The sequence below is a fragment of the Ferrovibrio xuzhouensis genome (assembly GCF_042648965.1).
GTDB lineage: Bacteria > Pseudomonadota > Alphaproteobacteria > Ferrovibrionales > Ferrovibrionaceae > Ferrovibrio > Ferrovibrio xuzhouensis.
Genome location: NZ_JBHRYJ010000001.1, coordinates 787,552 through 808,565, shown reverse-complemented (window position 1 = coordinate 808,565; position 21,014 = coordinate 787,552). Strand labels below are relative to the sequence as shown.

General features: G+C 67.4%; 26 protein-coding genes. All 26 read left to right on the top strand.

Going from position 1 to position 21,014, the window contains the following annotated elements; translation table 11 throughout:
* The first annotated feature begins 14 nt into the window (after nt 1-14).
* The 26 genes from gpW to ACFOOQ_RS03760 all read left to right on the top strand — a co-directional run bounded on the left by gpW (nt 15) and on the right by ACFOOQ_RS03760 (nt 21,005).
* Nucleotides 15-233 (top strand): gpW family head-tail joining protein, encoded by a 219-nt coding sequence (gpW, locus tag ACFOOQ_RS03885; RefSeq protein ID WP_379722013.1) that lies wholly within the window; start codon nt 15-17, stop codon nt 231-233.
* Nucleotides 230-1,810, top strand: a complete 1,581-nt coding sequence (locus ACFOOQ_RS03880; RefSeq protein WP_379722011.1) for a phage portal protein — start codon at nt 230-232, stop codon at nt 1,808-1,810. Before gpW ends, ACFOOQ_RS03880 begins: the two co-directional genes overlap by 4 nt.
* A 9-nt stretch (nt 1,811-1,819) precedes the next feature.
* Nucleotides 1,820-2,725, top strand: coding sequence for a S49 family peptidase (locus ACFOOQ_RS03875; protein WP_379722009.1), 906 nt, complete (start codon nt 1,820-1,822; stop codon nt 2,723-2,725).
* 17 nt (nt 2,726-2,742) lie between these two features.
* Nucleotides 2,743-3,321: a hypothetical protein gene (locus tag ACFOOQ_RS03870; protein ID WP_379722007.1), complete on the top strand. Its 579-nt coding sequence runs from the start codon at nt 2,743-2,745 to the stop codon at nt 3,319-3,321.
* Between the two features lie 65 nt (nt 3,322-3,386).
* Entirely contained in the window at nt 3,387-3,746 is a 360-nt protein-coding gene (locus tag ACFOOQ_RS03865) for a head decoration protein (RefSeq protein WP_379722005.1), read from the top strand.
* Between the two features lie 100 nt (nt 3,747-3,846).
* Nucleotides 3,847-4,905: a major capsid protein gene (locus ACFOOQ_RS03860; RefSeq protein ID WP_379722003.1), complete on the top strand. Its 1,059-nt coding sequence runs from the start codon at nt 3,847-3,849 to the stop codon at nt 4,903-4,905.
* Nucleotides 4,906-5,044: 139 nt separating this feature from the next.
* Nucleotides 5,045-5,239 (top strand): hypothetical protein, encoded by a 195-nt coding sequence (locus ACFOOQ_RS03855; protein ID WP_379722001.1) that lies wholly within the window; start codon nt 5,045-5,047, stop codon nt 5,237-5,239.
* 6 nt (nt 5,240-5,245) lie between these two features.
* Nucleotides 5,246-5,602 carry a head-tail joining protein gene (locus ACFOOQ_RS03850; protein ID WP_379721999.1) on the top strand — a complete coding sequence of 119 codons (357 nt, stop codon included), beginning with the start codon at nt 5,246-5,248 and terminating at the stop codon, nt 5,600-5,602.
* 18 nt (nt 5,603-5,620) lie between these two features.
* The gene (locus ACFOOQ_RS03845) at nt 5,621-6,184 is read left to right on the top strand and encodes a hypothetical protein (RefSeq protein WP_379721997.1); all 564 of its coding nucleotides are present in this window, start codon (nt 5,621-5,623) and stop codon (nt 6,182-6,184) included.
* Nucleotides 6,185-6,213: 29 nt separating this feature from the next.
* A complete protein-coding gene (locus tag ACFOOQ_RS03840; RefSeq protein WP_379721995.1) occupies nt 6,214-6,417 on the top strand; it encodes a DUF2635 domain-containing protein in 204 nt (67 codons plus the stop codon).
* Between the two features lie 33 nt (nt 6,418-6,450).
* Nucleotides 6,451-7,950: a phage tail sheath subtilisin-like domain-containing protein gene (locus ACFOOQ_RS03835; protein WP_379721993.1), complete on the top strand. Its 1,500-nt coding sequence runs from the start codon at nt 6,451-6,453 to the stop codon at nt 7,948-7,950.
* A 68-nt stretch (nt 7,951-8,018) separates the two neighbouring features.
* Nucleotides 8,019-8,378 carry a phage tail tube protein gene (locus ACFOOQ_RS03830; protein WP_379721991.1) on the top strand — a complete coding sequence of 120 codons (360 nt, stop codon included), beginning with the start codon at nt 8,019-8,021 and terminating at the stop codon, nt 8,376-8,378.
* Between the two features lie 4 nt (nt 8,379-8,382).
* Nucleotides 8,383-8,706, top strand: a complete 324-nt coding sequence (locus ACFOOQ_RS03825; protein ID WP_379721989.1) for a hypothetical protein — start codon at nt 8,383-8,385, stop codon at nt 8,704-8,706.
* 119 nt (nt 8,707-8,825) lie between these two features.
* A complete protein-coding gene (locus ACFOOQ_RS03820) occupies nt 8,826-10,436 on the top strand; it encodes a phage tail tape measure protein (protein WP_379721987.1) in 1,611 nt (536 codons plus the stop codon).
* A 16-nt stretch (nt 10,437-10,452) separates the two neighbouring features.
* A complete protein-coding gene (locus ACFOOQ_RS03815) occupies nt 10,453-11,670 on the top strand; it encodes a DNA circularization protein (RefSeq protein ID WP_379721985.1) in 1,218 nt (405 codons plus the stop codon).
* A gap of 1 nt (nt 11,671) precedes the next feature.
* On the top strand, nt 11,672-12,769 hold the full coding sequence (locus ACFOOQ_RS03810; RefSeq protein WP_379721983.1) for a phage baseplate assembly protein: 1,098 nt from the start codon (nt 11,672-11,674) through the stop codon (nt 12,767-12,769).
* Nucleotides 12,770-12,777: 8 nt separating this feature from the next.
* Nucleotides 12,778-13,350, top strand: coding sequence for a phage baseplate assembly protein V (locus ACFOOQ_RS03805; RefSeq protein ID WP_379721981.1), 573 nt, complete (start codon nt 12,778-12,780; stop codon nt 13,348-13,350).
* A 12-nt stretch (nt 13,351-13,362) separates the two neighbouring features.
* Entirely contained in the window at nt 13,363-13,815 is a 453-nt protein-coding gene (locus ACFOOQ_RS03800; RefSeq protein WP_379721979.1) for a phage GP46 family protein, read from the top strand.
* A gap of 9 nt (nt 13,816-13,824) precedes the next feature.
* Complete coding sequence (locus ACFOOQ_RS03795; protein ID WP_379721977.1) at nt 13,825-14,892, top strand: baseplate J/gp47 family protein; 1,068 nt, start codon at nt 13,825-13,827, stop codon at nt 14,890-14,892.
* A 4-nt stretch (nt 14,893-14,896) separates the two neighbouring features.
* Nucleotides 14,897-15,511 (top strand): YmfQ family protein, encoded by a 615-nt coding sequence (locus ACFOOQ_RS03790; protein WP_379721975.1) that lies wholly within the window; start codon nt 14,897-14,899, stop codon nt 15,509-15,511.
* Nucleotides 15,508-16,047: a hypothetical protein gene (locus tag ACFOOQ_RS03785; protein ID WP_379721973.1), complete on the top strand. Its 540-nt coding sequence runs from the start codon at nt 15,508-15,510 to the stop codon at nt 16,045-16,047. Before ACFOOQ_RS03790 ends, ACFOOQ_RS03785 begins: the two co-directional genes overlap by 4 nt.
* Nucleotides 16,048-16,054: 7 nt before the next feature.
* A complete protein-coding gene (locus ACFOOQ_RS03780) occupies nt 16,055-18,322 on the top strand; it encodes a DUF7483 domain-containing protein (RefSeq protein ID WP_379721971.1) in 2,268 nt (755 codons plus the stop codon).
* A 28-nt stretch (nt 18,323-18,350) separates the two neighbouring features.
* A complete protein-coding gene (locus tag ACFOOQ_RS03775) occupies nt 18,351-18,974 on the top strand; it encodes a DUF4376 domain-containing protein (protein ID WP_379721969.1) in 624 nt (207 codons plus the stop codon).
* A gap of 167 nt (nt 18,975-19,141) precedes the next feature.
* The gene (locus ACFOOQ_RS03770) at nt 19,142-20,017 is read left to right on the top strand and encodes a DNA adenine methylase (protein WP_379721967.1); all 876 of its coding nucleotides are present in this window, start codon (nt 19,142-19,144) and stop codon (nt 20,015-20,017) included.
* 11 nt (nt 20,018-20,028) lie between these two features.
* A complete protein-coding gene (locus ACFOOQ_RS03765) occupies nt 20,029-20,583 on the top strand; it encodes a hypothetical protein (RefSeq protein WP_379721965.1) in 555 nt (184 codons plus the stop codon).
* The gene (locus ACFOOQ_RS03760) at nt 20,580-21,005 is read left to right on the top strand and encodes a phage holin family protein (RefSeq protein WP_379721963.1); all 426 of its coding nucleotides are present in this window, start codon (nt 20,580-20,582) and stop codon (nt 21,003-21,005) included. The genes ACFOOQ_RS03765 and ACFOOQ_RS03760 overlap by 4 nt, the downstream gene beginning before the upstream one ends.
* The last annotated feature ends 9 nt before the right edge of the window (nt 21,006-21,014 follow it).

Genomic DNA, 21,014 nt, shown 5'->3' with positions numbered 1-21,014 from the left:
GATCCGGACCCGCAATGACCGACACAGCCACCCTGCAAGCCCGCCTCGCTGAAGCCGAGGCGGCCCTGCATGCGCTGAATATCGGCAGCCAGCGGGTCTCGATCAGCTTCGACGGCAAGTCGCTGACCTATACGCCGGCCGATGCCACCCGGCTGCGCGCCTATATCGGCGAACTTAAGGCCCAGCTCGGGCAGGGCAGCCGGCCCCGGCCGCTGACCATGGTGTTCAAATGAAGGGCAAGGGCCAGGTGTTGCCGTCGCTGGTCGACGCAAGCGGCGCGCCGCTGCGCCGCTCGGCCGAAATGTACCGCGCCGGCTCGGCCTTCAGCCGCGAACTGCGCGAGTGGCAGCCGTTCCCCGGCTCGGCCGATTCCGACCTGCTGCAGGGCCTGCCGCTCATCATGGCGCGCACGCGCGACATCGCCCAGAATCACGGCTTCGCCTCAGGTGCGATGCAGACCCACCTCGACAATGTCATCGGCGGCAACCTGCGCCTGTCGGCCAAGCCGGAATGGCGCGTGCTGGGCCAGAGCCCGGAATGGGCCGATGAATGGGGCCGCGAGGTCGAGGCCAAGTTCCGGCTCTGGGCCTATGACCCGCGCAAGTTCTGCGATGCCGCGCGCAAATGCTCGCTGCCCGGCCTGTTCGGCCTCGCCTATCGCAGCCAGTTCATGAACGGCGCCGCGCTGGCCCTGCCGCAGTGGATCGAACATCGCGGCGCGCCCTATGCCACGGCGATCCAGTTGCTCGAACCCGACCGCCTGTCCAACCCGCTCGGCCAGCCCGACAGCGATGTCATGCGCGGCGGCGTCGAGATCGACGAGTTCGGCGCTGCCGTCGCCTATCACATCCGTTCGCGCCATCCCGGCGACATCTTCGCCTCTGCCATGGGCCAGTCGCCGTTCACCTGGGTGCGGGTGCCGCGCGAGACCGCCTGGGGTCGCGCCCAGTGCATCCATGCCTTCGATGTCGAGCGGGTCGAACAGACCCGCGGCAAGCCGCAGATGACGGCGATCCTCGAACACCTCAAGATGCTGACCCGCTACGAGGCCGCCGAATTGCAGGCGACCATCGTCAACGCCATGTTCGCCGCCTTCATCGAGAGCCCCTTCGATGCCTCGCTGCTGGGCGAGGCGCTGGGCGCCGAAGACTTCATGACCTACCAGAATGCCCGCGCCGATTTCCACACCGAGCGCGGCCTCAAGATGGACGGGGTGAAAATCCCCCAGCTCTTCCCCGGCGAGAAATTCACCTTCACCACGCCGACCCGGCCGAACACCGGCTTCGATGCCTTTACCGCCGCGGCGCTGCGCAACATCGCCGCCGGCACCGGCCTGACCTACGAGCAACTGTCGCGCGATTATTCGAAGACGAACTATTCCTCGGCCCGCGCCGCCCTGCTGGAAAGCTGGAAGTTCTTCCGCGGCAAGCGCCAGCAGTTCGGCTTCGATTTCTGCACGCCGACCTACGCGCTGTGGCTGGAAGAGGCGGTCGACAAGGGCGAGGTCACGCTGCCGCCCGGCGCCCCGGATTTCTGGGAGGCCTATCCGGCCTATACCGCCTGCAAATGGATCGGACCGTCGATGGGCTGGATCGACCCGATGAAAGAGGCTGACGCGGTGGCCCGCCGGCTCGAGCTCAACATCACCACCATGGAAGCGGAATGCGCCGCACAGGGCGAGGACTTCGACGACGTGCTGCAGCAGCGCGCCCGTGAACTGCGCCGCATGCGGGGCCTTGGCCTGGCGCCGGCCGGTCCGGCGGTGCCGGGCGCGACCTATGCCAGCGATGCCGAGCTGGCAGCGAAGTAGGGCCACGCCATGCCAAACGTCCCGACCGCCTTTCCGCTGATCGCCCAGCGGCTGTTCAACCGCGCGCTGATGATCCGGCCGGAAAAGGCCGAACTGATCGTCGCCGCCCTGGCCAGCCGTCTCGGCATCGCCCGTCTCGACATCATGGACCCGAACGGCGTTCGGACCCTGCAGGCCGGCGAGTTCCAGGCCCTGCTGTCCGACGACCTCGGCCTGCCCGGCGAATACCGCGGCTACGATGTCACCGACGGCGTCGCCGTGATCCCCGTCGAGGGCACCCTGGTCAACAAGCTCGGCACCCTGCGCCCGTGGTCGGGGATGACCGGTTACGACGGCATCCGCGCCAGCTATCTCAATGCCCTCGAAGACAGCGACGTGCGCGCCATCGCCTTCGATATCGACAGTCCGGGCGGCGAGGTCTCCGGCTGCTTCGACCTGGTCGACCTGATCTACCAGAACCGTGGCATCAAGCCCTGCTGGGCCATCCTGACCGACATGGCCTGTTCGGCCGCCTATGCCATCGCCTCGGCCTGCGACGAAATCAGCCTGCCGCGCACCGGCTTTGCCGGCTCGGTCGGCGCCTGCACCATGCATGTCGACTGGTCGAAGGCCCTGAGTGAGGACGGCATCGGCGTAACCCTGATCTTTGGCGGCGCCCACAAGGTCGACGGCAATCCCTACCAGCCGCTGCCGGCCGACGTGCGTGATTCCATCCAGTCCGAGATCGACACCGTCGTGAACCTCTTCGTCGAGACCGTCGCCCGCAACCGCGACATCCCGGCAGACAAGATCCGCGCCACCGAGGCGCGGGTGTACATGGGCCAGGCCGCCGTCGATGTCGGTCTCGCCGATCAAGTCGAGGCTTCCGACGAAGCCTTCGAGGCCCTGCTGGCCACCCTGAAATCCCCGACCTGACGAAAAGGAACACCGTCATGCCCGCACCCAGCCCCCGTCCCGGCCATCTGCGCGGCGCCCGCGGCGCCCGCTCCACCAAGCCGGCCGCCGGCAAGATCGGCGCCGCTGCTGCCGCCGCCGAAGACAAGGACGACGACAAGAACCAGACCGACGGCACGGCGGCCGAAGGCGATGACAAGGACCAGACCGACGGCACGGCGGCCGAAGGCGACGACAAGGACCAGGACGCCGCAGCCGAAGACGACGACGGCGAGGATGCCGAAGATGCGGCCGAGGATGAGGATGACGACGCCGACAAGCCGAAAGCCAAGGCGGCAGCCGCCGAGCGGACCCGCATCAGGTCGATCCTCACCCATGAGGCCGCCGCAGGCCGCGAGAGCCTGGCCCAGCACTTCGCCTTCGGCACCGGCCTGTCGGCCAAGGCGGCCATTGCTGCCCTCGCGGCGGCCCCGAAGGGCACGGCCAAGGGCGCGCTCGGCATCGCCATGGCGGGCCTCGGGACGCCCAAGGTCGGCGCCAGTGCCGGTGGCGGCGCCACCGACAGCGAAGCCGCCGCGGTGCAGCGGATCGCCGCTTACGCCGGCGGTCGCCGCTGAACCGCTGCCCTGTCAACGCCACGACTGCCGTGGCCTGATCTTCACGTAAACCCAGGAGACACAAAATGCCGACTGCTGACGGTTTCACTTCGCAGGGCACGCTGGTTCAGGAGAACCTGTTTGCCAGCGACTTCCCCCGCATCTACCGCAAGCTCACCCTCACCGGCGGCGCCGCCCGCCGCCGCGGCGATATGCTGGGCGCGATCACCGCCACCGGTAAGCTGAAACTGGCCGCTGCGGCGGCCGGCGATGGCTCCGAGGTGCCGCGCTTTGCGCTGGCCGAGGATGCCGATGCCTCGGCGGCCGACGTGGAATGCCTGGTCTTCGTGACCGGCCATTTCCTGCCCGATGCGCTGACCTTCGGCGCCGGCCTCACCGCCGACAGTTCGCGCGACGGCCTGCGCACCCTCGGTCTGCATATCTGACCGTCGCCGTTCCTGACCCCGCTGCCGGCCCCGGCCGGCAGCCATTTCCTTCGCCGGCCCGTGTGGTGTGCCGGCACCATCCCGACCCCCGGAGGACTCCATGGACTATTTCAACACGACCTTCCTGACCCGCGTGGTGCAGGCGCTCTACGATCCCTCGACCTTCCTGCTGCGCACCTATTTCCCCTTCGTTCAGACCAACCCGGACAAGGAAGAGATCGCCTTCGACATTGACCAGTCGAAGCCGCGCATCACCCCCTTCGTGCATCCGACCGTCGCCGGCAAGGTGGTGAAGCATGAGGGCTTCGAGACCATGACCTTCAAGCCGGCCTATGTGAAGGACAAGCGCGAGTTCAATACCCGCATGGCGCTGAAGCGGGTGATGGGCGAACAGATCGCTGGCAACCTGACGCCGGAACAGCGCCGCGAAATGCTGATCGCCCAGACCCTCGACGACCAGCTTCGCATGCTGACCCGGCGCGAGACCGTGATGGCGTCCGAGGTGCTGCGCCTCGGCCAGGTCACCGTCTCCGGCGATGGCTATCCGGCCAAGGTCCTCGATTTCAAGCGCGATGCCGGCCTGACCATCGCGCTCGGTGCCGGCTCCAAGTGGGGCGATGCCGGTATCTCCCCGGTCGACAACCTTGAAACCTGGGCGTCGCTGATCCTCGACAAGTCCGGCACGGCGGCCCGTGTGGTCACCATGGACCCCAAGGCCTATGCCCTCGCCCGTGCCGATGACAAGTTCCAGCGCATGCTGGACCGCGATGCCTATCGCGGCCAGACCCAGCTCGTCGATGGCCCGGTCACCCGCGCCCGTGGCGAGGCGGCGGCGCGCTTCGTCGGCATGCTCGGCGATCTCGAAATCTGGGTCTACAACGAGCCCTATATCGACGATGCGGGCGCGCAGCAGAATGTGCTGCCGGACTTCACCGTGATCATGGGCGCCACTGGTGCGGATGGCTCCGGCGCTGGCGGCCTCGAAGGCACCCGCGCCTATGGCGCCATCATGGACGAAGAGGCCGCCTTCAAGGCGGATCGCTACTTCGTCAAGTCGTGGCTGGAGAATGACCCTTCGGTGCGGTGGATTCTGCTGCAGTCGGCGCCGCTGGTCTTCCCCTACCGCCCGAACGCCAGCATCTGCGTCACCGTCAAGTAACGCGGCGCCCGCCCGTCGCGCCGGTCCGGCTGGTTGCAGCCAGCCTGACCAACCCGCCAGGCGGCGGCTGCCGGTTCCGGTCCCGGCCGTTTCCGCCTGGCGGGCCCGCTTCCATTCCCGACAACCCAGAGGACTGACCATGGCAGCCAAGCCGAACACCTCCGCCGTTGCGGCGGTCACCATCCACCGCAAGCGCAACGGCAAGGATGAAGTCATCCCGCGCGGCACCATCTTCAAGGGCGATGCCGACGAGATCGGCGACTACCTGACGCGTGGCCACGCCACCCCGGTGGTGCCGCAGAAGGTGCAGGAAGACGGCGACGGCGCGGCCTGATCCGTCATGGCCGGCTGGCGGGACATGGTGGCGGATTACTACGCGCAGGCGATTGCGGATTTCCGCAACGTCGCGGTTGCCTATCGTCCCGCCGCCGGCGCGCCGTTCCCGTTCGAGGCGATCTTCGACGATGCCGCGCAGATCACCGATCTGGGCGGCGAGGTCGAGGTCTCGCACAGCAACCCGGTCCTGTCGGTCAGTCTGGCCGGCATGGCGGTGGCGCCGGCGCAGGGCGACACCTGCACCATTACGTTCCTGCCGTCTGCCGCAGATCCGAATCCGGCGCCGCTCGGCGACTACAAGGTCGCCGATGTGCTGGCCGACGGCCGCGGCGGGGCCAAGCTGCCCTTGCACAAGCTGTAAGCGCCGAACGCCGTTCCGATGCCGCATCCCCGCAAGACCCTGCGTGCCGAGACCGTCTCGCGCCTGCGCAACATTGCCGGCCTGGCCGACAGTGTTTTCCCTGGCCGGCTGCTGCCGCTGAAAGCATCGGCCATGCCGGCGATCTGCGTCTACACCCTGCATAGCGATGCCCAGTCGCAGGGCGCCCAGACCCAGCCGTCGTTCCTCGATACCTGCACCCTGGCCATCGAGGTCTATGTCAAGGCCGCCGGCGCCGACTGCGAAGACGACATGGACGATCTGATCGACCAGATCGAGGCCGCCGTGCTGTGCGATCCGACCTGGCGGACGGCCTGCAAACTGCGCCGCGTCGACGGCATCACCACCAGCTACAAGGTCGACGGCAAGGGCGACGATATCTACATCGGCGCCCAGCTCTCTCTTTCGGTCCAGTTCAATACGACCTTCCCGCCGGCCCTCGACCAGACGTTTGCCGGCGTCGACCTGGCCGTGAAGCCTGTCGAGCCCCGCGATCCCAACCTGCCGTTTCCACCCGAAGACTGGCAACTCAGCCCCTTCGCCAAGATCACCGTCGACCCCTGACCGCACCTGCCGCGCCCCGGAGACCCGCCATGTTCCTGATTCCGAAACCCGGTCTGATCGTCATCGACCCCGCAACCCACAAGGCCTTGCCGGCCGAGGGCAAGACCGTCGTCGGCGACGCCAGCTACTGGCATCGCCGTCTGATCGACAAGGACGTGACCGCCGGCGGTGCCCCGCAGTCATCCGCTGCCCCGGTCAAGCCGCCCGCCGGCAAATCGCCGGCCGCCAAGTAACCCTCCCGCCCTCTGCCCGGAAAGGGACCTCCGATGCCGCTTCCCTTCAATACCCTGCCGCCGAATCTCCGCATCCCGCTGTTCTATGCCGAGATCGACAACAGCCAGGCCAGCTATTTCGTCAACAACAACCGCGCCCTGATCATCGGCCAGAAGCTGCCGGCCGGTACGGCGCCGGCCGACGTGCCGGTCCTGGTGACCAGCAATGACCAGGCGATTGCCTATTTCGGCCGCGGCTCGATGCTGCAGCGGATGGTTGCGGCTTATCGCGCCAACGACGATTTCGGCGAACTCTGGTGCATCCCGGTCGACGACCTCGGCGCCGGCGTTGCCGCCACCAAGACCCTGACCATCGGCGGCCCGGCCACGGCGGCCGGCGTCATCCCGCTCTATCTGGCGGGCCAGCGCCTGCAGGTCGGTGTCGCCGCGGCGGACACCGATGCCGATATCGCCACGGCGATTGCCGCGGCGGTCAATGCTGCGCCCGACCAGCCCTATACCGCGGTGGCCGCCGCCGAAGTGGTCACGCTGACCGCGCGGCACAAGGGCCTGGTCGGCAACGACCTCGACGTGCGGGTGGCCTATCTCGGCCAGTCCGGCGGCGAGGTGCTGCCGGCCGGCGTGACGGTGGTGATTGCCGACGGCGTCGCCGGCGCCGGCAACCCGGATCTGACCGCCGCCATCGCCGCCATGGGGGACGAACCCTACGACTACATCGCGGTTCCCTGGACCGATGCCGCCTCGCTCGATGCGCTGAAGGCGGAAATGAACGATGCCACCGGCCGCTGGTCGCCGCTGCGCATGATCTATGGCCACGTCTTCGCGGCCAAGGTCGCCAGCCACGCCAGCCTCGTCACGCTCGGCACGGGCCGCAACGACCCGCATGCCACCATCTTCGGCTTCTACAACACGCCGACTCCGGGCTACGAGATCGCCGCCAGCGCCACCGCCGTGGCGGCCCGGTCGCTGAATATCGACCCGGCCCGGCCGCTGCAGACCCTGCCGCTGACTGGCGTGCTGCAGCCGCCGTCGGGCAGCCGCTTCACCCTGCAGGAGCGCAATATCCTCGCCTATGGTGGCATCGCCACCCTGATGGTCTCGGGCGGCTATGTCCGCCTCGAACGGGTGATCACCACCTACCAGAAGAACGCCTACGACCAGACCGACCCGTCGTTCCTCAACGTGACGACGGTCGCCAACCTGGCCTATATTGTCCGTTTCCTGCGCCAGCGCATCACCCAGAAGTTCGGTCGCCACAAGCTGGCCGCCGACGGAACGGCGTTCGGCGCCGGCGATGCCGTCGTCACCCCGAAGGTGATCCGCGCCGAACTGATCGCCGCCTATGTCGAACTGATCGGCCTCGGTCTGGTCGAGAACCTGGCGGCCTTCACGGCCAACCTGATCGTCGAGATCAACCAGAACGATCCCAGCCGCCTCGACGTGCTGTTCGCGCCCGACCTGGTCAACGAACTCAACATCGTCGCCCTGCTGGTGCAGTTCCGCCAGCAGTACCCGGCGGCGCAGGCCGCCTGATCTCCCCCAGATATGCCGGCGGCCCGGCCGCCGGCTGACCCCTCCCGCTTTCGCAGAAGGATATCCCCATGCAGACTGGCCCGATTGGCGGCACCGTCTATTTCAAGATCGACGGCGCCCAGTATTCCGTCGGCGGCAAGTTCACCTTCAAGCCGGCCAAGGTCTCGCGCGAACCGAAGGTCGGCCTGTCGGGCACGCCGAACTACACCGAGAAGCCGGTGGTGCAGCAGGTCGACTGCGAACTGCAGCATACCGCCGACCTCGACCCGATGAATCTGAACGACCTGAAGGGCGTGACCTTGACCTTCGAACTGGTCAACGGCCAGTCCTACCTGCTCAGCAATGCCTATCAGTCGGGCGAATACGAGGTGGATGCGGCGGAAGGCTCGATCCCCGTCACCTTCGTCGGCGTGATGACGCGGAACTGACGCTATGGCCACCCTGTCCCTCTCCAAGCCCATCGAGACCCCGACCGGTCCGGTCAAGGATTTCACCCTCCCGGACGAGGCCACCTTGGCCTTGTTCCGCGGCATCGAAATGCCGATGACGGTCGATGCCAACACCATGAAGGTCGAGTTCGCACTGAAGACCGACGCCGTCACCATCTTCATCGCCAACCTGCTGGCCATCCCGCCGTCGTTTGCGTGGAAACTGCCGCTGACGCAGACGACGGAGGTCATGAAAGCCGCCCTCCCTTTGCTGCCGCAGGAATTGCGGGACTTCGCCGCGGCTGGGAAAAAGACGCCGGCGACCTGATGTACGTCTATTCCTGGTCGCCGCCCGCGGTGTTCGGGATGTCGATCGCCGATTTCAATTTTGCCGTCACCCATACCCTGCGGGTCGGCAAGGAACTGAAAAAGCAGAAACGCTGAGCCATGGCCGCTGAAACCGTCATCCGCGCGATCATTACCGCCGTCGACCGCTTCAGCGGTCCGATGGGACGCATCGTCGCCTCGGCGCGCGGGCCGGTGGCGGCCTTCGGGCAGATGGGCCCGGCGCTGGCCAATGTCTCGACCCAGATGGGCCGCCTGCTGGGGCCGGTGGCGGCGGTCGGGGCGGCCTTCACGGCGGCCGGCCTCGGCAAAGCGGTCAAGGATTTCTCGGAGTATTCGTCCGAGGTCAACGACAGCAGCACCCGGCTCGGCATCGCCGCCCGCGCCCTGCAGGAATACCGCTTTGCCGCCGGCCAGGTCGGCGTGCAGCAGGGCACGCTGGACAGCGGCATCGAGGGCCTGAACAAGACCATGGGCGATATCGCCAAGGGCGGCGCGCTGGAAGCCCGCGAGGTGTTCCGCCAGCTCGGCATCACCATGCGCAACCCGAACGGCAGCATGCGCGATGCATCGCAGATCCTGCCGGAACTCATTCAGGGCTTCGAGCGCATCCAGAATCCTGCGGCGCGCAGCAGCGTCGCCATGGCGGTCTTCGGTGGCGCCGGCAAGGACCTGCTGCCGCTGCTGTCGGCCGGCTCGGGCGAGATCGCCCGGCTGCGCGCCGAGGCCGAACGGCTCGGCATCGTGCTGGATGATTCGGCGATTGCCGCCGGCGACGATTTCGGCGACACCCTCGACACGCTGGCCGCGGCGGCCCGCGGGCTCAGCCGCACCATCGGCACCTATCTGGTGCCGACCCTGAAGCCGATCCTTGAAGGCCTGACCGAGTGGATCGCCGCCAACCGCGTGCTGATCGCCCAACGGGTCGAACAGGCCGTCGGTGCCTTTGCCGCCGCCCTGGCTGCGGTCAACTGGGACGCGGTGTTCGGCGCCCTGCAGAATATCGGCCATGCGCTGGTCACCGTGGCCGACCTGCTGGGGCCGACCGGCACCCTGGTCGCCGGGCTCACTGTCGCCTTCGCGCCACTGATCCTGGCGGTCGGCCAGCTCGGCTGGGCCTTCACCGGTGCCACGGTGGCGCTGGTCAAATGGGTGGTCGGCATGACGGTCGGCCCGGTCATCGCCGCCTTCGTAGAGGCAATCCAGGCCGGCACCGGCGCCATGTTCGCCTTCAACTTCGCGCTGGCCGCCAATCCCATCGGCCTCGTCATCACGGCCATCGCCGCGCTGGCCGGCGCCGCCGTGCTGCTGTACACCCACTGGGAACAGGTGGTCGGCATTCTCGGCAAGGTCTGGGGCTGGATCAGGCAGCAGATCGCCAGCCTGCTGGAAACCGTCGCCGGTTTCAGCGAGGCGTTGGCCGACCTGCTGCCGGACTGGCTCGGCGGCAAGGGGCTCAAGGCCGATATCGAACAGCGCACCCGCTCGATCCGCGAATGGGGCGGCAAGCCGGCCGATGGCGCGGTGGCCGAACGCCGTTCCGGCGAGGGCGGCGGCCTGCTGAACGCCGCGCCGGAACAGCGGGTCGGCGGCGAGATCGTCATCAAGATGGACAACGCGCCGCCGGGCACCCGCATCGACAGCGTGCGCGCCGACGGCGGCATCGACCTGTCGGCCGATATCGGCCGCCAGCCTTTGCCCATCGGCCCGTGACGCCACGGCATATCCGATGACCTGGCGCGATGAACTGCAGCCGGCGCGCTTTCGCACGGCCGGCTTCGAGGTCGAGGCGGCTGAACGCTCCGGCGGCCGGCGCCTGGCCAAGCACGAATATCCCCAGCAGGATATTCCCTATGTCGAGGACCTGGGTCGCAAGGCCGAGGGCTTCCGGGTCACCGCCTATGTCATCGGCGAATCGTACAAGACCGCCCGCGATGCCCTGCTGGCCGCCCTGCGCGAAGCCGGCCCCGGCATCCTGGTGCATCCGCTGCATGGCCAGGTCTCGGTCGCCGTCGATAGCTGGACCCAGCGCGAGACCACCGACCAGGGTGGCATGGCCAGTTTCGAGATCGCCTTCGTCGAGGCCGGCGACCAGCAGTATCCCCAGTCCAGCTATGACACCGCCGCCCGGGTCGGCATGTCCTCCGACGCCGCGATGGCTGCTGCCGGCACAGATCTCGCCAATCGCCTCGATACCCGCGGCCCTGGCTTTCTGACCCAGTCGGCCGGCGACGCCCTGCGCGGCGCGCTCGACAAGCTGAACACGCTGTCCTCGCAGATGGCGCCGGCCGATGCCGCGGCGGCGACCCGCAATCTGTCCGGGATGACCGGCGACCTCGACGGCCTGGTCTCCACCGGCGCCGGCTTGTCCTCCCGTCTCACCGGCGTCTTCTCGGCCCTGCGCGGCCTCGATCCGGCCGGCCGTATCGCTGGCTATCGCAGCCTTCTGGGCTACGGCAGCGGTCTGCCTGGCGCCTCAACCAGCCAGCCGCTCGACGGCACCGCCTGGGCCACCGCCTCACGTCAGCAGGAAGCCGCCAACAACCTGGCGATTGCCGACGCCGTGCAGCGCATGGCCCTGATCGAGACGACGCGGGCCGGCGCCGAAACCGATTTTGCCACCTATGACGATGCCATCGCCTGGCGCGACGATATCGGCCAGCGGCTCGACGATGCCAGCGAAGTCGTCGCCAGCCGCTCGACCGGCAGCGACGACATGTTCACGGCCCTGACCGACCTGCGCACCGAGGCCCTGCGCGACATCGACACCCGCGCGGTCAACAAGCCGGCCCTGCGCAAAATCCAGCCGCCGGAGACCATGCCGGCAACGGTACTGGCCTACCAGCTCTATGGCGATGCGACCCGCGCCGATGAAATCGCCAGCCGCAACGGTGTCGCGCATCCGGGTTTCGTGCCGCCCGAGCCCCTGTCGGTACTGAGCGTCTGACATGGCGGCCACAGCATCGGCGGCCAGCAGCCGCGACCGCGTCGTCCTGAAGGTCGATGGCCGGGACTACAGCGGCTGGGAATCGGTCCGCATTGCCCGTGGCGTCGACCGCGCCGCCGCCGATTTCACCCTTGCGGTCACCCGGCAATACTGGCCGATCACCGCCGGCATGGCCTGCGAGGTTTGGATCGGCGCCGACCGCCTGGTCACCGGCTATGTCGACGACGTGGCGCACAGCCATGATTCCGCCACGCATCGCATCGACGTGAGCGGGCGCAGCCGGACTGCCGACCTGATCGATTGCGGCGCCTCGAACCGGCCCGGCCAGTGGCTCGGCCAGACGGCCCAGCGCATCGCCGACGAACTCGCCGGCCCGTTCGGCGTGCCGGTCATCGTCCGCGATGGCGGTGCGCCGATCCCGGACCACCAGTTGCAGCAGGGCGAGACGGTGATGGAAAGCCTGCACCGGATCTGCGCCATGCGCAGCCTGGTGCCGACCGACGACGTGAATGGCCGGCTGATCCTGCATCGCCCCGGGTCTGGCGGTACTGCCGGCGCCCTGGTGGCCGGCCAGGGCGGCAATGTGCTGAAGGCCACCGTGAAGTTCAGCCAGCGCGACCGCTTTCATACCTACATCGTCAAGGGCCAGCAGGCCGGCTTCGACATCGCCGACCCGAACCAGATCGCCCAGCCGACCGGCACCGCCACCGACCCCAATATCCGCAGCAACCGGGTCGCCGTCATCATCGCCGAATCGCAGGCGGATGCCGATATTTGTGCGCGGCGCGCCCGCTGGGAGGCCGCCAACCGCGCCGGCCGCGGTCTCGATATCACGGTGACGGTGCCGGGCTGGCGCCAGGCCGACGGGCGGCTGTGGACGGTCGACCAGATCACCAGCTATCGCGACGACATCATCGGCCTGCCGGCCACCAGCCTGCTGGTCGCGGAAACCGTCTGGACCAAGGGCCCCGACGGCACCCTGACCGAAATGAAGCTGGCACCGCCGGCGGCCTATCAGCCGCAGCCTGTCGTGCCGCTCAATCCGACGCTGGCCGGCTTTGCCGGCCTGCTGCGCGACGAACTTAAGCGCAACGGGTAGGGCAGACCATGGACAATCGTGTCTCCGAGCGGGCGATCAATCGCCTGCTGGCGCCGCTGGCGCGCCGCGTCCTGATGATGGTCGCCCGCGTGGTGCTGACTCAGGCGCGGGACCATGCGCCGGTGCAGGCCGTGCAGATTTCCCTGCTGGCCGATGAAGTGAAGGACAACGTCGAATACCTGCAGGCCTTCGGGTTTTCATCGGTCGCGCCGGCCGGTGCCCGTGGCGTCGCGGTGTTTCCCGCCGGCGACCGCAGCCATGGCGTCGTCCTCGTGCTGGACGACCGCAAGCGGCAGCCCAAGGCGCTGGCCGCTGGCGAGTCGATGCTGTGGGACATGCTGGGAAAATTCATCCATCTGCGCGCGGACGGCAGCCTTCATATCAAGGCACCGCGCATCGTGCTGGATGCTGACGACATCGTGGTCCTGGCCGCCAACCGGCACCGCCTCGATGTCAACGGCTATGCCGAGGAACTGCGCAAGTCCGGCGCCGGATATCAGCGCGAGACATGGTCCACTGGCGCGGTCTTCGACCCGCAGATCGACAATCCGATTGCGCCGCCGCGCAGCGAAGACCCGTAGGGGAGGGACCGGATGGACCGCCTTGGGCTTCTCTTCGATCTCACGGCGCTGGCCGGCGACATCAAGGTCGAGGTCACCGGTGCCGGCCTGACCGACCGCCTGCGCGAGGCGGTGCTGATCAGCCTGTTCACCTGGCGCCAGGCCGATCCCAGCGATCCGCTGCCCGATGGCGACCGCAGGGGCTGGTGGGGCGACAGTTTTCCGGCAGTGCCGGGCGACAGGATCGGCTCGCGTCTGTGGCTGCTGGTGCGCGAGAAGATCGTGCCGTCGACGCTGGTCCGCGCCCGGCAATATACCGAAGAGGCGCTGGCCTGGCTGGTGACGGATGGTTTGGCGCGCAGCGTGTTTATCACCGTCGAACGTATCGGCATCGAGGCCATCGGCATTGGTGCCGAAATTGAGGAGATCGACGGCGCGGTCAGCCGGCTCGATATCCAGTTTCCGTGGGAAATTCTGAATGGGTGAGGTCTGATCATGGCCAGCGATTTCAGCCGTCCGACCCTGACGGCGCTGATCGGCCGGATCGCCGCCGAGCTGGTGGCGCGTCTCGGGTCGACCGAGTTTTCCCTGCGCCGTTCGCTGGCCGGCGTGCTGTCGCGGGTGATCGCCGAGGTCGCCAATAGCCTCTATGCCTTCATCGGTGTCGTCGCCCGCGAACTCCTGCCCGATACGGCCGTCCTGCTGCTGGCGCGCCATGCCGGCATCTGGAAGATCGACCGCATCGCCGCGACCTACGCTGGCGGCAGCTTCACTATCGCCGGTTCCCCCGATGGCGTCGTCCTGCCGGCCGGGCAGGTCCTGCGCCGCACCGACGGCATCGAGTTCACCGTGCAGGCCGATGGCGTGGTCGCGCTCGGGACCGTCACGGTGCCGCTGCTGTGCAGCACGGCGGGCATCACCGGCAACATGGACGCTGGCGCGCCCCTGGCGCTGGTCTCGCCGGTCGCCGGCCTCGCCGGCACCGGCACGGTTGCCGCCGGCGGCCTGACCGGTGGTGCCGAGACCGAGGATATCGAGGCGTGGCGGGCGCGCATTCTTGACCGTATCCGCCAGCCGCCTCATGGCGGCAAGGAAACCGATTACGACACCTGGATCAGGGCCTATTCCGCCGCCGTCACGCGGTCATGGCCGGCGCCGCAGGAAGCCGGCCTCGGCACCGTCAACGTGCGATTCATGATGGATGACACCTATCCGGATGGCATTCCACTGCCTGCCGACGTAGCCGCGGCGCAGACGTATATGGACATCCAGCGTCCGGTGACCGCCGAAGTCTTTGTCGGCGCCCCGAACGCCGTTCCGATTGCATTTGAAATCGCTGGCCTGCAGCCCGATACGCCGGCGGTCCGCACCGCCATCGCGGTGGAACTGCGGGATCTGATCCGCCGCGAAACGAAGCCTGGCGGCACCCTGCTGATCAGTCACATCCGCGAGGCGATTTCGAACGCCGCCGGCGAATCCGACCATGTGCTGGTGACCCCGGCGGCCAATGTGGTCTCGGCGCTGGGTGACATCAGCACCTTCGGCGATATCACCTGGACCTGATCCGATGCCCGCGATGCTGACCCGCCTGTCCACGGCTGACTACCGGTCGTTGCTGCTGTCCCTGCTGCCGCTGGGGCCGCTCTGGCCGCGCGACCTCGGCAGTCGTCTGGCTGCTTTTCTTGAAGGCATCGCCGGCGAGTTCGCCCGCATCCATGGCCGGGTCATGGACCTGGTGGAAGAGGGCGACCCACGCACCGCCTACGAAATGCTGGCGCGCTGGGAACGGGTCTGCGGACTGCCCGATGAATGCACGGTGCCCGGCGGCGAGACCATCGCCGAACGCCAGTTGCGGGTGACCCAGAAATGGACCAGCCGCGGTGGCCAGTCGCGCGCCTATTTCATCGGCATCGCCGACCAGCTCGGCTATCCCGGCGCCGTCATCACCGAGTTCCGCCCGTTCACCTGCAACAGCAACTGTGACGACAGCCTCGACCCCGACCCGTGGCGCTTCGTCTGGCGCATGGATATCGCGCAGGCCACCCGCATCGTCGACATGACCTGCGAATCGGCCTGCGACGAAGCGATCCGGGTCTGGGGCGATACCACGCTGGAATGCGTGATCGACAAGCTGAAACCCGCCCATACCAAGGTCCTGTTTTCTTACGGAGTGGCCGCATGAAGCGCATCGACACCAGCACCGCCTTCGTCGACAAGTTCGGCGCCGGCAAGAACGGCTTCCGGAACGGCGATCCGCTCGCCGCCGTGCTGGCGACGCGGCTTATCGCTGAGTGGTGCGACCATGTCCAGGAACAGCTTGCGCAATGCGTCGAGTCCGCCGGCATTCCGCTCGATGCCGGCAACTACAACCAGCTCTATGACGCCATCGTGGCGATCACCGCCGGCGTCAACGTGGTGCCGCTGGTCGAGGCCAGCCCGGTCGCGGTGCCGCTGGCCGCCGGCTCGGCGTTCACGCTCGGCCTGACCGCCAGCCGCACGCTGGGCAATCCGACCGGCGTGACCCTGCTCAAGCCCTTCGTCATCAAGATCGCCCAGCCGGCCGGCGGCGGCTGCGGCCTGGCCTACGATACCAACTGGCAGTTCGAGAACGGCGAGGCACCGGCGCCGACCACCACCGCCAATGCCGTCGACCTGCTGATCGGCATCGGCATGCCGGGCGGCAAGGTCTTCGCCCACATGAAAAACAACATCCTCTGAGGCCGCGATGCACGAGTTTATACTCCCGCACGCCATGGGCGGCTGCGCCAAATTCCGCGTCAAGCGCAGCGTGCTGGCCCGCGCCGCCGGCACCACCTATGCGCAGAAGACCTTTGCGACGGCAGGCAACACCCGCCGCTGGACCGTCTTCATGATGCTCAAGCGGGCCTCGCTCGCCGATGGCTGGATTTTCACCGATGGTTCGGCGTCCAATACCACCGGTATCGGCATCGTTGGTGACCGGCTGACGGCGCACCTTGCCAATGCCGGCGGGGCTTACCCGATCTTCACCAGCCGGCTGTTCCGCGACCCGACGGCATGGCTGCCGTTCACCTGGCGCGTGGATACCGACCAGGCCGTCGCGGCCGACCGCAACCGGCTCTATGTCGGCCTCGACCAGATCACCGATTTCAACAGCGCGACCTATCCGGCGGTGAATTTCGACACCCGCATGAATACCGCCATCGCGCACCAGTTCGGGCGAAACACGTCGGTATCGCCGCAGTATTTCGATGGCTACATCGCGCTGTTCTATCACCTCGACGGCGTCTCGCTGGGGCCGGAAGCCTTTCTCGCCACAGATCCGCGCAGCGGCAATCTCATGCCTGTCATCTGGACCGGCGATGCCGGAAAGAATGGCCACCTCCTCAACTTCACCGGCGATGCGGGTGATCTGCCGGCCACGGTGGCTGAAGGATTCAAGGACCGCGCGCTGTTGGCGGCGAACCACGTCGCCGCGAACGACTGGACGCCAGCGAATTTTATTCAATCCGATTTCGTCAAGGATACCCCGACCAACTATCGGTCCGGGACCGACTTCCGCGGCAATTGCTGCATCCCGAATTTGGCCTCGGGCGCGCTGAATGGTGGCGTGGTTTCCGAGGGCGGTCTGAAATTTCAGACCGCAGTGGCCGGACTTCGGATAGATTTTAATCCGTCCTTGTTTGTCTCGACCGGCCAGTTCTTCCACGAGGGCACCGCGATCTCCAATGCGGGATATGGCAGCACCGGCCTTGGTATCGTCGAGCTGGATGCTACAGGCGCCACCTCTTATGTGGCAGTCAAGTATGCCGGCAACGGCGCCGACTATGCGACCTATGGCATCTATGGTGTCGCCGCGGATGTAACGGCCGGGAAAATCTGGCTGCGGTCGCCAGCCGGCGCCTGGATCGGCGGCGGCGATCCGGTTGCCGGCACCCTGCCCACCATGACCTTTTCGCCGGTTCCCGGTCGGCGCTACGGCCCCATTACCTCGGTCAGCCGAACGACCGGCATCAACACCGCCGGGATCGGGCAATATAACTTCGGCCAGCGTGATTTCTCGATTGCCGCGCCGGCCGGCTTCCGGCCGTGGTGCATGGCTGCGGTCGCCCGTCCGGCAGTGGTGAAGGCCGCTGCTGCCGTTGCCAGGGCCGCCGAATCCGGCTCGACCATCGAGGCGGCCTTGGCGGCTAAGCGTCTCGGCTGGCCGGCCTATATCGAGGTGTTCAAGCGTACCGATGTGGCCGAGGGCTGGCGCTACCGCTTCAGCGACGACTTTGCCAATGCGCTCGATACGTCGTCGACCGGCATCAAGGTGGCGTTTCCCGCGCTGACCGCCGGCGGGCAGTATGTCGGCCTGACCCTGCGGGTCGACCCGGCCTATGGCATCGCGACCGGCGAGATCGACCATGTCAACGGCGTCGCCACCACGGTGGCCGATGGCCTCGGCACCAGCCGCAAGGTCGTGATCCTCAAGCGGGTCGACGGCGCCGGCGGGCGCTGGCCGTTCTTCCATCCGGATCTCGCGGCCGGCAAGCTGTTCTACATGGACGGCCAGGATACCAGCACGGCCGACACCAGCATCACCAGCGTCACGGCCGCCGGCTTCGATATCGGGGCGGCGGCGGCCACCGGCCGCTATCGCTATATCGTGCTGGCCGATGGCCCGGTGGTCGCGCTCCGCAAATTCACCGGCACGGCGACGGCATGGTCGCCGTTCATCAACCTGCCGTTCCTTGCCGGCATCGGCGTCTGCAAGGTCGAGGCCGGCGGCTACAACTGGATCTGGAACGATGCCGGCCTGCCGGCCTACAACCCGGCGCCGCACAATCTGATCCCGAACCTCAACAGCGGCGATATCGCCAGCAATCGTCTGGCTTTCTTCGCCGCGGGTGCCGCGCCGGCCGACAACACCAGCAACACCAATGCCAGCGGCGCGGCGATCTTCGCCTTCTTCCTGGCCGACCAGATTTTCGCCACCGGCGACTGCGCCGCCCAGGGCACCGCCAGATAAACAGGGCACCGCCCGATAAGGAGACACCATGGCCAAGCCCACCGAGTATTTCATTCCCGGCCTCGGCATCGTGCAGGTCGGTTCTGCCTTCAGCTTCCAGAACCGGCTCTATGATGCAGCTTTCCTCGGCGGCGCCGATGCCGAGACGCTGGCGGCGCTTGGGGCCGTTCCGGTCCAGCGTGCCGCACGGCCCGCTGTCGACGACCGCTACTACGTTGTATCCGAGAACCGGAATAACGAGGTGATCACCTATGAGGCCACGCCTCGGCCGGTGGCCGATATCCTGGTCCGCCGCCAGGCCGACCTCGCGGCCTTCCGCTATGGCATCGAGACGGCCGGCATCGAACTGGGCGGCAGCGTGATCCGCACGGACGAGGCAAGCCAGGCCAAGATCAGCTCCGCCTACAGCCTGGTACAGCGCGACCCGGAAATGGTGATCGATTGGAAGGCAGCTAACGGCTGGGAACAGCTTGACGCTGCCGCCATGACCGCCATCGCCGTTACCGCCGGCACGCATGTGCAGGCGTGCTACAGCACCGAGAAGCTGCACAGCCAGGCGATGAAGGCGCTGGCCGATGCCGAGAATATCCCCAGCCTGATCGACTATGACTTCACCGCCGGCTGGCCGCCGGTGGCCGGTCAGCAGCAATAACCGGAACGCCGTTCCGCCGGGCCTGAACCGGCGGACAAGAGGCGGGGGTCTGGGCTGCTGGACACAGCCCGAACCGCGCGGGTGGTGCCGCGCTTGACCGTCCAGGCCGGCCCGACCGGCCAACCCGCCACCCCTGCAGGGGCGGGTAAAAGTAGGAAATCCACAGCATGGAGTCGAGCAACAGGCCGGTGGAACCGCCGGCCGGTCCCGAGTCGCCGTCCCTGAAACCGGTCCGTCCGGTCGCGCCGGTGGCACCCTATCTGGGCGGCAAGCGGCATCTGGCCGAGCGGCTGGGCGACCTGATCGGCGAGGTGCCGCACGATACCTATGCCGAACCCTTCATTGGCATGGGCGGGGTGTTCTTCCGTCGCAAGTCACGGCCGCGCTGCGAGGTGATCAACGATATCAGCCGTGACGTGATCAACCTGTTCCGCATCCTGAACCATCATTACCCGCAGTTCATGGATGTCCTGAAATACCAGATCACCAGCCGCGACGAGTTCGAGCGGCTGGCCGGGCAGAACCCCGACAGCCTGACCGACATGCAGCGCGCCGCGCGCTTCCTCTACCTGCAGCGCACGGCATTTGGCGGCAAGATCGTCGGCCGCACCTTCGGCATCGCACCAGGCACGGCCGGCCGCTTCGACGTGAACCGTCTCGCTCCAGACCTTGCCGAGGTTCATGAGCGGCTGTCCGGTGTCATCATCGAGCGGCTGCCATGGGCCGATCTTGTCTCGCGCTGGGACCGGCCCGGCACGCTGTTCTATTGTGACCCGCCCTACTGGAACTGCGAGACCGATTACGGCGCCGGTGTCTTCGGCAAGGATGATTTCGAGCGGCTGGCGCAGGTCCTGGCCGGTATCAGCGGCCGGTTCATCCTATCGATCAACGACGCCCCGGAAATCCGGTCGATCTTCGCCGCCTTCCATTGCTCGGTGATCGAGACGACCTATTCGATTGCCGAGGCGGCCAGCCAGAAAGTCAACGAGCTGGTCTTCACCAATATCGACCCGGCCGTGCGCCGCCAGGCGTCGCTGCTGTGAAGGAACTTGCCATGACCATGATGCTGTTCGACCTGCGCATCCTTGCGCAGGCGCTGTGGTGCCTCGGCTTCATCCTGCTGGGCGCCGTCACCTTTCGCCTGCGCGGTTCCGGCCTGTGGGATGCCGTCACCGGCACCGGCACCACCGGCGGCCGGCTGCAGTATGCGACGCTGCTGGGCCTTGCCGGCATGGCCTATGGCGCCGACTGGCGCCTGCTGGCGCTGGTGCCGGCGCTATTCCTCGGCTGTCTGCCGCCGTGGTTCGACGACGGATTGGTGCCGGCTGGTGTCGAACGCGCCATCGCCAATGCAGTGCGAGGTCTGCTGTGGCTGTATCCGTCAGCCTGTGTTTTTGCGCTGACCGGATACGACTGCGGCCGGTTCGTCGGTTTGGCCGGCCTGGCCTCGGCGCCGCTGTACATGGCGGCTTGGGCTTTGCCGATGCGGCCGGTGGTGTGGCGCGGCGAGGTGGTGATCGGGCGGGGCACCGAACTGGCCGAACTGCTGTTCGGCGGCTGGATCGGCCTGTGCATCTGGTGGGCGGTGACAGCCGGAGTGTCTGCATGACGGCGCCTGCTGGTTTCTGGCGACAAGGGGGAGATATGGTCGAGAGACTGGGCGATTGGTGGGTCGAGGCCTCGACCGCCCTCTCTAACTGGGCCTGGCCCTTCGCCATTGCCGGCCTGGCGCGGCTGATGTGGTACGCGCAACAGATCCGTGCCGGCCGGGCGCGGCTGGCTTTCTCGCTGATCGCCTTCGAGATCGGCATGGCGATCCTCTGCGCCATCATCGGCGTCGGCATCGCCGATTATTTCCACATCGCACCGGGGCCGCAGCAGGCCGCCTTCATCGGCCTGTTTTCGTGGTTCGGCATGAACGGCATCCAGTCGCTGATCGTGCTGTGGCTGCGCCGGAACGGCGTGCCGATGCCGCCGGTCACCCAGACCCACGCCCCGCCGGTGCTGCCGGCCGATCCTTCGAAACACTGAGGTCCTGAC